We start from the raw sequence: 9,199 nt of genomic DNA, 5'->3' as shown, positions 1-9,199 counted from the left end.
GCTCGGCAAGGTGGGCCTCAGGCCCGAGGTGTTCGCCAACCGCTATCCGCACGAGATCTCCGGTGGCCAGCGCCAGCGCGTCAACATCGCCCGCGCGCTGGCGTTGTCGCCGCGGCTCGTGATCCTGGACGAAGCCGTCTCGGCGCTCGACAAGTCGGTCGAGGCGCAGGTGCTCAACCTGCTCGCCGACCTCAAGCGCGAATTCGGCCTGACCTATCTGTTCATCAGCCACGACCTCAACGTGGTGCACTACATCTCCGACCGCGTGCTGGTGATGTATCTCGGCGAGGTGGTGGAACTCGGTCCGGTGGAGCAGGTCTGGGCGGCGCCGGCGCATCCCTATACGCGGGCGCTGCTTGCCGCGATGCCGTCGTCCGATCCGGACAATCGCACGGAAAACCCGCCGATCTCGGGCGATCCGCCCAACCCGATCGATCCGCCCCCGGGCTGCCGGTTTCACACCCGCTGCCCGTTCGCGGAGCCGCTCTGCGCAAAAGCTTCACCCAAACTCTCGCCGCTCGATACAATGGGCCATGAGGCGGCGTGCTTCATGGCCATTCCGGGCTCGGGCCACAGCCGCGCGCCAACGGGCGGATAGAGAGAGTCATATGACAAGACCCAGTGCAAAAGAGATCGCAGCCATCGCCAATGGCGCAGGGATTCCGGTCGACCAGGAGGTGGCCAGCCGCGTGTCCGATTCCATCGGTCCCGCCTTCGAGGGTTTTGCGCCGATCGCCGGCACCTTGCCGTTCGACCTGGAGCCTGCGAGCTTCCTGCTGGCGCAGACCGTGAAGGTGTCGAAATGAGCACCGAGCCGGCTTTGATGACGTTGACGGCGGTCGCGCAGGCGATCGCCGCGAAGCAGCTCTCCTCGCGCGAGGTGACGCGGTCCTGCCTGCATCGGATCGCCGAATGGCAGCCGAAGCTGAACGCCTTCATGGCGGTCGAGGCCGAGGCGGCGCTGAAGGCCGCCGACGAGGCCGATGCCGCGCTGGCGCAGGGCGCGAATCGCGGCGTGCTGCATGGCGTGCCGCTGGCGCACAAGGACATGTATTACGACGCCGGCAAGGTCGCGACCTGCGGCTCGCTGATCCGGCGCGACTTCGTCGCGACCTCCACCTCGACCGCGCTGGCGCGGCTGAAGGATGCGGGCGCGATCCGGCTCGGCTCGTTGCAGATGGCGGAGTTCGCCTATGGACCGACCGGCCACAACGCGCATTACGGCGCCGTGCGCAATCCCTGGAGCCTCGATCGCATCACCGGCGGCTCCTCGTCGGGCTCGGGCTCGGCGGTCGCTGCGCGATTGACCTTTGCCGCGCTCGGCTCGGACACCGGCGGCTCGATCCGGATGCCCGCGCATTTCTGCGGCGTCACCGGCTTGAAGGTGACCTTCGGCCGGATCAGCCGCGCCGGCGCGATGCCGTTGTCGCAGTCGCTCGACACCGTCGGCCCGCTGGCGCGCACCGCGGAGGATTGCGCGCTGCTGCTCGGCCTGATGGCCGGCGCCGATCCGGAAGACCCGACCGCGTCGGCAGTGCCGGTCGCCGACTACATGGCCGCCACCCAGGCCTCGCTGAAGGGCCTGAAGATCGGCGTACCAAAGTCGTTTTATGTCGACGATCTCGATCCCGAAGTCGCCGGGGTGCTCGACGACACCATCGCCGTGCTGAAGCGCGAAGGCGCCGATATCGTCAAGGTCGATTTGCCGGACCAGCGCCAGATCTCGTCGGCGTGCCAGCTCGTGCTGGCGGTCGAGGCGGCCGCGTTCCACAAGCGCTGGCTGATCGAGCGGCCGCAGGATTATGGTGCGCAGGTGCTGGCGCGACTGCAGAATGGGCTCGCGATCTCGGGTGTCACCTATCTCGAGGCGCTGCGCTGGCGCGGGCCGGCGCTCGCCGCGCATATCGCCGCGACCGCCGGCGTCGATGCGGTGCTGGCCCCGGTCTCGCCGGTGCCGGCGCCGACCATTGCCGAGAGCGACATCGGTGCCGCGCCCGATGCAGAAGCCGTGATCCAGCGCCTGACGCGCTTCACCCGCACCATCAACTATCTCGGCCTGCCGTCGCTCGCCGTGCCCGCCGGCTTCACCAAGGCGGGGCTGCCGGTCGGCATGCAGTTGATCGGCCGCTCCTTCGACGAGGCGACCGTGCTGGCCATCGGCGCCGCGTTCCAGCGCGCCACCGACTTCCACGAAAGGGTGCCGGTCGCCGCATGAGCCGCCTGGTCGAGATCGAAGGCCTCAACATCCGCTTCGCCGGCGAACGCACGGTCCATGCCGTGAACGATCTCTCGCTGTCGCTCGGCGATGGCGAGGTGCTGGGCTTGCTCGGCGAATCCGGCTCGGGCAAGAGCGTCACGCTGCGCGCGCTGATGCGGCTGCTGCCGAGGAAGCGCACCGAGATCACTGGCCGCGTCACGGTCGCAGGCCGCGACGTGCTCGCGCTGTCGGAGGAGGAACTCGCCGACTTCCGTGGCCAGACCGTCTCGATGATCTTCCAGGAGCCGGCGCTGGCGCTCGATCCGGTCTACACCATCGGCGCCCAGATCGCCGAAAGCGTGGTGCGCCACGAGGGCAGGACACAGGCGGAGGGCAGGGCGCGGGCGCTGGAGATGCTCGAGGTCGTGCGCATCCCCTCGGCCAGGCGGCGGCTCGATTCCTACCCGCACGAGATGTCCGGCGGCATGCGGCAGCGCGCGATGATCGCGCTGGCGCTGGCCTGCCGGCCGAAAATCCTGCTCGCTGACGAGCCGACCACGGCGCTCGACGCCACCGTGCAGATCCAGATCCTGCTGCTGCTGCGTGAGCTGCAGCGCGAGTTCGGCATGTCGGTGATCTTCGTCACCCACGACATCGGCGTGGCGATCGAGATCTGCGACCGCGTCGCGGTGATGTATGCCGGCCAGATCGTCGAGCAGGGCACGCTGCGCGAGATCGTGCGCGCGCCGGTTCACCCCTACCCGCGCGGCCTGCTCGCCTCGACCATCCATGGTGCCAAGCGCGGCCTGCGGCTGCAGACCATCCCGGGCACACCGCCTTCGCTCGACCAGAAGCCGCGCGCCTGTGCCTTCGCCCCGCGCTGCCCCCAGGCCGAGGCGCGCTGCGTCGAGGCCTCGCCGCCCAATGTTGCGCTCGGGCCGGATCGCTTTGCGCGCTGCATTCTCGCGGAACGCATGAAAACTGTGGCCGCGACGTAACGGTCGGCGGCCAAAGCCGCGCCGGCACCCCGCAAGCCCTCGTCACCTCCCGCCCCAGTCGTTACGCTTTCGGCGTAGCGCAGACTTTTGCGCGCGTAAGTGGGGGAGTATCATGGTTCTGTCCAACGAGACGCTGCTGGTCATCCTGTTCGTCGGCCTGGTCGCGGGCTGGCTCGCCGGCAAGATCGTCCAGGGCACCGGCTTCGGCATCATCGGCGACATTCTGGTCGGCATCGCCGGCGCCCTGATCGCGAGCTTGTTGTTCCCCAAGCTCGGTATCCGGCTGGGTACCGGGCTGGCCTCCGAGATCATCTATTCCGCCATCGGCGCCATCATTCTGTTGCTGGTGGTACGGCTGATCCGCACCGGCGGCCGGCTATAGGCCCTCTTCCGTCGGCGCTGGCCCGGACCAGGCATCCGGGCCAGCCGGTTTGTTTACGATAAATGTGACCTGGTTGGACGACGGGGGTCTGATTCGGTAGTATCCGCCGCCGATGTCCTTGGAATCGCCTGCGAATCCATCGGGCACGCCCGGTTTATTGAAGAGATTTGCATTGATGGCTTTGGCGGCTTCCGGCGTCAGGCGTTCCGAGCTTGGTGAGGCGCTGCGCGCCTGCCGTGGCGCCTTCATCGGCGTCGGCGTGATGAGCTGCATCATCAATCTGCTCTATCTCACCGGCTCGATCTTCATGCTGGAGGTCTACGACCGGGTGCTGCCGAGCCGCAGCGTGCCGACCCTGATCGGCCTGATCATCCTCGCCGGCGGGCTCTATATCGGCCAGGGCGTGCTCGACCTCTTGCGCGGCCGCATCCTGGGGCGGATCGGCACCGCGCTGGACGAGGCCCTGAACGCCCGCGTGTTCGAGACCATCGTGCGCCTGCCGCTGATGGCAGGCGGCCGGAACGAGGGGGTGCAGCCGCTCCGCGATCTCGACAATGTCCGCGCCTTCCTCGCCGGCCAGGGGCCGAGCGCCTTCTTCGACCTGCCATGGCTGCCGCTCTATCTCATCATCTGCTTTGCCTTCCATGTGCTGATCGGGGTCACCGCGCTGGCCGGCGCCATCATCCTGGTGGCGCTCACCGTGATCACCGAGCGGCTGTCGCGGCAGCCGGCGCGCGAGGCGATGGGGCTCGCGGCGCGCCGCAACGACCTTGCCGCGGCCAGCCGCCGCAACGCCGAGGTGCTGGTGGCGATGGGCATGGCGGGCCGGCTGATGCAGCGCTGGAGCGTGGCCAATGAGAAATATCTCGCCGGCAACCAGCGCGCCAGCGACGTCACCGGCGGGCTCGGGGCGGTCTCCAAGGTGCTGCGGATGATGTTGCAGTCGGCGGTGCTCGGCGTCGGCGCCTATCTCGTGATCCACCAGGAGGCGACTGCGGGCATCATCATCGCCGGCTCGATCCTGAGCGCACGGGCGCTGGCGCCGGTCGATCTCGCGATCGCGCATTGGCGCAGTTTCGTCGCCGCGCGCCAGAGCTGGGAACGCCTCAACCGACTGCTCGAGCAGATGCCGGCCAAGCCGCCGCCGACGCTGTTGCAGCCGCCGACGAGCCGGCTCGCCGTGGAGGGCGTCAGCATCGCGCCGCCAGGTGATCAGCGGGTGATCGTCCAGGACGTGAGCTTCGCGCTGTCGGCCGGCAACGGGCTCGGCGTCATCGGGCCGAGCGGCTCGGGCAAGTCGTGCCTGGTGCGGGCGCTGGTCGGGGTCTGGCTGCCGGCGCGCGGCAAGGTGCGGCTCGACGGCGCGGCGCTCGACCAATGGAGCTCCGACGAGCTCGGCCGTCACATCGGCTATCTGCCGCAGGACGTCGAGCTGTTCGCCGGCACCGTGGCGCAGAACATCTCGCGGTTCGATCCCGAGGCCAAGGCCGAGAAGGTGCTCGCCGCCGCCCGGGAGGCCGGCGTCCACGACATGATCATCAAGATGCGGGAGGGCTACAACACCCAGGTCGGCGAGCATGGCGCGGCGCTGTCGGCCGGGCAGGCGCAGCGCGTGGCGCTGGCGCGCGCACTCTATGGCGATCCGTTCCTGGTCGTGCTCGACGAGCCCAACTCCAACCTCGACACCGAGGGCGACGAGGCGCTGACGCGGGCGATCCGCGCCGCCCGGGAGCGCCGCGCCATCGTCGTGGTGGTGGCGCACCGGCCGATCGGGATCGAGGCGGTGGACCAGATCCTGGTGCTGCGCGACGGCCGCGCGCACGCCTTCGGGCCGAAGGAGACCGTGCTGGCACAGGTGCTGCAGCCGCGCGTCGCCTCGCCGGCGCCGATCAAGATCGTCTCCGACGCGGGAGCGGCGAAATCATGAGCCAGACCTTGAGCTACGTGATGGGGGAGACTTCGCGCCGGCTCTCCGGTGCGATCGCCGACGTCCGCGCGGCGAAAGGCGCGCAGCGCTCGATCCATCTGCATCTGGTCGCGGGTTTCGCAGTGGTCGGCGTGCTCGCGTTCGGCTTCGGCGGCTGGGCCGCGACCACGGAGATCTCGGGCGCGCTGATCGCGCCGGGCCAGATCGTGGTCGAATCCAACGTCAAGAAGGTGCAGCATCCGACCGGCGGCGTGGTCGGCGAGTTGCTGGCGCGCGACGGCGACAAGGTCAAGGCGGGCGATGTCGTGGTGCGGCTCGACGACACCGTCACCAAGGCCAATCTCGCCATCGTGGTGAAGAATCTCGACGCGGCGACGGCGCGCGCGGCGAGACTGACGGCCGAGCAGCGCGGCCTCGACAAGCTGAAATTTCCGCCGCAGCTCACCGAGCGGGCCAATGATGGCGACGTCAAGGACCTGATGGCGAGCGAGAGCAAGCTGTTCGAGGTGCGCGTCACCGGCCGCGCCGGGCAGAAGGCGCAGATGCACGAGCGCATCACCCAGCTCAACGAGGAGATTTCCGGCCTGACCGCGCAGGAGCAGGCCAAGGACCGCGAGATCGAGCTGGTGGAGAAGGAACTCGCCGGCGTCAAGCAGCTCTACGACCAGCATTTGGTGCAGATCTCGCGCCTGACCACGTTGCAGCGCGACTCGGCCCGCCTCAACGGCGAGCGCGCGCAATATGTCGCCTCCGTCGCCCAGGCCAAGGGCAAGATCACCGAGACCGAGCTGCAGATCATCCAGGTCGACAAGGACATGGTCAGCGAGGTGTCGAAGGATCTGCGCGAGACCAACGACAAGATCGGCGAGTTGATCGAGCGCAAGGTCACCGCCGAGGACCAGCTCCGCCGCGTCGACATCCGCGCGCCCCAGGACGGCATCGTCGAGCAGTCCAACGTCCACACGGTGGGCGGCGTCATCAATGCCGGCGACGCCATCATGCTGATCGTGCCGCAGAGCGACGATCTGCAGGTCGAGGCCAAGGTCAATCCGCAGGACATCGACAAATTGCAGGTCGGCCAGAAGACGCTGCTCCGGCTCTCGGCCTTCAACCAGCGCACCACGCCGGAATTGAACGGCATCGTCAGCCGCGTCTCGCCCGACGTGACGACCGACCAGCGCACCGGCCAGAGCTACTACACCATCCGCGTCTCGATGCCGCCCGAGGAGGTCGGCCGGCTCGGCGACGTCAAGCTGATCCCGGGCATGCCGGTGGAGGCCTTCGTGCAGACCGGCGACCGCACCGTGCTGTCGTATCTGATGAAGCCGCTGAGCGACCAGTTGATGCGCGCATTCCGGGAGAAGTAGGTGCGCAGGATGGGTAGAGCGCAGCGAAACCCATCACTGTGAGTCCGTAAGAGATGCGGGTTGGTTAACGCGCGACCGCGTCCGCCGTAGCTCGCAGAGCGAAGGCGGAAGCGCCGTGCCCCCACCATTCTCTCGACAGCACGGTTTTGAATGGTGGGCACGCTTCTGCCTTTGCGTGGTACGCTTCTGTGCGTGTGAGCGCTTAGTCTTACTGAGTCAGAAAGGCCCACCCTACAGATCTCGTGCCTTTAGGCGGGCTTGCCTCCCTCAAACCGCCCGCCGCCGAGCATGCCTGCGTTCACCAGGTCGACGAACCGCACATAGCTTTCATAGAATGCATCGTGGCCGGCCGGCGTGCCGGCGGCCTGCGTCTCCTCACGAAGCCTGCGGTACATCGCGAGGCGCTGGGTGAGGATTGCGCCCCATTCCGCCGTGAGGTCTTCCGCGCCGACGACGAAGCCGGCCCGACTGATGACCGCGGCATAGGCCGGCAGGTCATACAGCTCGGTCACCGCCATGCCCTGCCACATCAATTCCCGGTCCGCTTCCGAGAGCGGGAAGTGCGCCACCCAATCGGTGAAGACGAGCCGGCCGCCCGGCTTCAGGATGCGATAGGCCTCTGCGAGCACGCGCGGCTTGTCCGGCACGTGCAGCAGCGCTTCCTGGCTGATCACCACGTCGACGCTGGCGTCTGCGAGCGGCACCTGCCTCACGTCGCCCCCGATGATGCGCACCTTGTCCTGCAGGCCGACGCGCCGGGTCAGCTCCTCCGCGCCTCTCACGCGCGCCAGCGCCAGCTCGATGCCGGTGACGTCGGCACCATGGCGCTGCGCGAGATAGCGGGCAGGACCGCCGAGGCCGGCGCAGAAATCGACGACGCGGGTCCCCGGTCCGATGCCGGCGCGCTGCGCGAGCGCATCGTTCGCGGCCAGCCCGCCGTAATGATCCTGGTCGTGGGGAAACAGCTCCTCCGGTACCAGGCCATCGAGATGGCCACGGCTGGCCGCGAGCTTCGCCAGGATGATCGCGCACGAGATCGGGTGACGTTCGTAGAAGTCGACCGCAGAGCGGATTTCCATGCTCACAGCCATCCTCGGTCAACGGCCGATTTTACCGCAGTGTCCATCGCGACCGCGTCCCGGGGGGACTCGGCCCGGGACACATCCTTTTGTCGACAGGAACACTTTTTATGACAGATTTATTACGTTAGCATGTCGATCTGATTGCATATGGAGCAGAGCATGCATTTGCTGTGGCGGCAGGCGCGAACCAACCCGGTGGCGCGGTGGTGGGTACTGCTGACCCTGGTCAGCAGCGCCAATGTCGCACTGTGGTTCGTGCTGTACCGCGAGTTCCGCGACGGGCGGGTCACGGCGGATGGCAATGCCTCCAGCCTCGGGCCGATGCTGCTGCTGTGCGGCGCCTACGTCTTCGGCTGCGCCTTCCGTTCGTTCCTGCCGCGCGCCGACGTGCAGCGCATCTGCCTGGTCGACAGCTGGTTGTCGAGTGTCTTCATCGGCCGGTCGGTCGCGACCGTGGCGGAAATCTGCTTCGTGGCGCAGTGGGCGATCGTGCTCGGCCAGCTCGGCGCCGTCACGCGCGCCGATACCACGCTGAACGTCGCATGGGTGATCGTGCCGTTGATCCTGATCGCCGAGATCTGGTCCTGGTATGCGGTGGCGACCACCAGCTACCTCGGCAACGCCATCGAGAATTCGATCTGGGCCGTGGCGTTCCTGCTGGTCGGGATTGCTCTCGGCCGCCTGCTGCCGGAGTTCAACGGACTGGTGCGCTGGACGCTCGCTGCCGCGATCGGTGGGATCATTTTCTATCTCGCCTTTCTCGTCGTCATCGACGTGCCGATGTATTTCAGCCGCTGGCAGGCCGAGCAGGTCATCGGCGGTCGCCGGTTGCTCGGCGTCGTCGAGGGACTGCGCGATGCCTCCACGCGCTGGATCGTGACCCACGACATCGCGCACTGGAAGGACGAGATCGCCTGGATGTCGCTGTATTTCAGCGCGGCGGTCTGGGCCAGCCTCGCGCTGTGCGCGCTGTCCTCACTCGACGGCCAGCTGCCGCGCTATCGCACCGAAGCCGCGGCGATGCAGTCAGTTTCGCCGCGCATCGACGTCGCCCATGCCATGATCGGGCGTGTGCCGTTGAATTAGGCTCCGCACTGGAGGCTCGCTCGCGCGGAAGGGCCACAGGCGTCCCGGACTGCCCGTCGTGCCATTTTGTCGCGGCGCGGCATTTCTGAATTACGGAAATCGATTTGACGCCGACCCCAAATCAGTGGCATTATGCGCCCGTCCTGCCGCCACAAGAGGG

9 protein-coding genes are annotated in these 9,199 nt (G+C 67.7%); 8 read left to right on the top strand and 1 reads right to left on the bottom strand.

Features of this window, described 5'->3' with window-relative positions; translation table 11 throughout:
* The 7 genes from JOY90_RS04090 to JOY90_RS04060 form a co-directional block, all read left to right on the top strand.
* Positions 1 to 598 (top strand): ABC transporter ATP-binding protein (locus JOY90_RS04090; protein ID WP_291689878.1); only part of this gene is annotated, 598 nt, incomplete at its 5' end.
* Between the two features lie 10 nt (positions 599 to 608).
* The gene (locus JOY90_RS04085) at positions 609 to 806 is read left to right on the top strand and encodes a hypothetical protein (RefSeq protein ID WP_291689877.1); all 198 of its coding nucleotides are present in this window, start codon (positions 609 to 611) and stop codon (positions 804 to 806) included.
* Positions 803 to 2,215, top strand: a complete 1,413-nt coding sequence (locus JOY90_RS04080) for an amidase (RefSeq protein WP_291689876.1) — start codon at positions 803 to 805, stop codon at positions 2,213 to 2,215. The genes JOY90_RS04085 and JOY90_RS04080 overlap by 4 nt, the downstream gene beginning before the upstream one ends.
* Entirely contained in the window at positions 2,212 to 3,195 is a 984-nt protein-coding gene (locus JOY90_RS04075) for an ABC transporter ATP-binding protein (protein ID WP_291689875.1), read from the top strand. The genes JOY90_RS04080 and JOY90_RS04075 overlap by 4 nt, the downstream gene beginning before the upstream one ends.
* 112 nt (positions 3,196 to 3,307) lie before the next feature.
* Complete coding sequence (locus JOY90_RS04070; protein ID WP_291689874.1) at positions 3,308 to 3,577, top strand: GlsB/YeaQ/YmgE family stress response membrane protein; 270 nt, start codon at positions 3,308 to 3,310, stop codon at positions 3,575 to 3,577.
* 175 nt (positions 3,578 to 3,752) lie between these two features.
* A complete protein-coding gene (locus JOY90_RS04065; RefSeq protein WP_291689873.1) occupies positions 3,753 to 5,504 on the top strand; it encodes a type I secretion system permease/ATPase in 1,752 nt (583 codons plus the stop codon).
* 20 nt (positions 5,505 to 5,524) lie between these two features.
* The gene (locus JOY90_RS04060; protein WP_291689880.1) at positions 5,525 to 6,871 is read left to right on the top strand and encodes an HlyD family type I secretion periplasmic adaptor subunit; all 1,347 of its coding nucleotides are present in this window, start codon (positions 5,525 to 5,527) and stop codon (positions 6,869 to 6,871) included.
* A gap of 248 nt (positions 6,872 to 7,119) precedes the next feature.
* On the opposite strand, the gene JOY90_RS04055 is transcribed toward JOY90_RS04060, so the two are convergent.
* Complete coding sequence (locus tag JOY90_RS04055; protein ID WP_291689872.1) at positions 7,120 to 7,950, bottom strand: class I SAM-dependent methyltransferase; 831 nt, start codon at positions 7,948 to 7,950, stop codon at positions 7,120 to 7,122.
* Between the two features lie 168 nt (positions 7,951 to 8,118).
* Between JOY90_RS04055 and JOY90_RS04050 the strand changes: the two genes are divergently transcribed.
* Positions 8,119 to 9,039 carry a hypothetical protein gene (locus tag JOY90_RS04050; RefSeq protein WP_291689879.1) on the top strand — a complete coding sequence of 307 codons (921 nt, stop codon included), beginning with the start codon at positions 8,119 to 8,121 and terminating at the stop codon, positions 9,037 to 9,039.
* Positions 9,040 to 9,199 lie beyond the last annotated feature (160 nt).

The sequence above is a fragment of the Bradyrhizobium sp. genome, from assembly GCF_019242285.1.
Classification (GTDB): Bacteria; Pseudomonadota; Alphaproteobacteria; order Rhizobiales; family Xanthobacteraceae; genus Bradyrhizobium.
This window is presented reverse-complemented; position numbering and strand designations above follow the sequence as displayed.